This window comes from Cupriavidus sp. HMR-1, assembly GCF_000319775.1.
Taxonomy (GTDB): Bacteria; Pseudomonadota; Gammaproteobacteria; order Burkholderiales; family Burkholderiaceae; genus Cupriavidus; species Cupriavidus metallidurans.
On record NZ_ANKP01000213.1, the window covers coordinates 1 to 1,843 of the forward strand.

1 protein-coding gene is annotated in these 1,843 nt (G+C 68.0%); it reads left to right on the top strand.

Annotation, left to right across the window (positions count from 1 at the left end; all coding sequences use genetic code 11):
• Positions 1-265: 265 nt before the first annotated feature.
• Complete coding sequence (locus tag D769_RS20425; RefSeq protein WP_040011168.1) at positions 266-1,807, top strand: MDR family MFS transporter; 1,542 nt, start codon at positions 266-268, stop codon at positions 1,805-1,807.
• Positions 1,808-1,843: the final 36 nt, after the last annotated feature.

Sequence of the window (1,843 nt, forward strand, 5' to 3'; positions counted from 1 at the left end):
CGTTCCAGCAGGCCTGGCACGCGCGGCGCAGGGCCGATCCCGCGCATCGCTGGCTGCGCCAGACGGTGTGGGAGTGCAGCCAGCAGCCCGAGGGCACCTAGCCGCGCGGTTTCGATGTGGTGGCGGGTGATGGGGCGAGCACGCGCCACCGGGCTGAAAGCAAGCCGACAAGCACGGTTTGAAGCGCTCGCATAAAATGGCGGCTCTTCTTGACCAACAAGAGCAGGCAGGCCGTCCGGCCAATGCCTGCCGTGCAGGCTCCTCCATGTCCGCTCCACAAGCGCCCTCCGCCCCGCATTCCCCCCCAAACGTGCCCGTGATGCAGGTCATCTTCGGCCTGATGCTGGCCATCATGCTGGGTGCCCTCGAACAATCGATCGTGGCCGTGGTCCTGCCCGAGATCGCCTTGCAGCTCAACGGTTTCGAGGACATGGCGTGGGTGATCTCCGCCTATCTGGTGGCGTCCACCGTGGTCACGCCGATCTACGGCAAGCTGTCCGACGTGCTCGGGCGCCGCTCGGTGCTGACGTTCTCGATCGTGCTGTTCGTGCTGGCGTCGATCGCCTGCGCGATGGCCACGACGATGCCGATGCTGATCGTCGCGCGCATTCTGCAGGGCCTTGGCGGTGGCGGCCTGATCTCGGTATCGCAGGCAACGATCGCCGACGTGGTGCCGCTGCGTGAACGCGGCAAGTACCAGGGCTACGTCAGCGGCGTCTGGGCCGTGGCCAGCATGGCCGGGCCCGTGATTGGCGGCTACCTTGCGCATTTCCTCTCATGGCGCTGGATTTTCTGGATCAACATTCCGCTGGGGCTGATCGCGCTGGTCGTGGTGCGCCGGGCGCTGCGGCATCTGCCGGTCAGCGGACGCAAGCATCGCATCGACTACCTCGGCGCGCTGCTGTTTGGCGGCGGCCTGTCTGGCGTGCTGGTGTTCCTGACGCGGATGGGGCAAGGCCACTCGCCGATGGAGCCGCAGACGATCGGTCTGCTGTCTGCCGGGGTGATCGGTCTGGTGCTATTCGTCTGGCAGGAGCGGCGTGCCATCGACCCGGTGATTCCGCTGAAGATGCTCGCCGTGCCGACCGTCGCGATCTGCTGCCTGACGCTGTTCCTGTGCTTCTTCCAGTTGATCGCGATGTCGGTGCTGCTGCCGCTGCGCTTCCAGGTCGTGGGCGGCGCAGGGGCCGACACCGCCGCGCTGCGGCTGGTGCCGCTGACGCTGGCCATTCCGTTCGGCGCCTATGCGTCGGGCCGGCTGATGTCGTGGAGCGGGCGTTACAAGCCGCTGCAACTGGCTGGCTGTCTGGTGGCGCCGATTGCCATCGTCGGGCTGGCCTTTGTGCCGCCGCAGGCGGTGGTGCCGGCCGCGCTGGTGATGATCGTCCTGGGCCTGTCAATCGGCCTGCAACTGCCGAGCGGGCTGGTGGCCACGCAGAACTCGGTGCCACCGCAGCAGGTTGGCATCGCCACCGCGCTGACCGCGTTCTCGCGCCTGCTTGGCGGCGCGGTGGGCGTGGCGGTGCTGACCACGGTGCTGATCGCGCTGCTACGCCATAGCGGCATGGCGGTCAGTGACCTGCATGGTGGCGAGGATGTGCTGATGAGCATGTTCCGACGGGCCATGGATGCGGGGGATCAGGGCGACGCTGCCACGGTGCGCGAGGCGGCGGAGCATGCGTTCCGCCTGCTGTTCCTGATGAGCGCGGGCGTGTCGTTGATCGCGCCGTTCTTCGTCATGCGGCTCAAGGAGAAGACGCTGCGCGGCAGCCCGGCCGGGGCGGCATCGGCAGCCGCCGCGGAATAACGCCGTCAGCCCGTGCTGGCCACGCGTCGCCGCGCG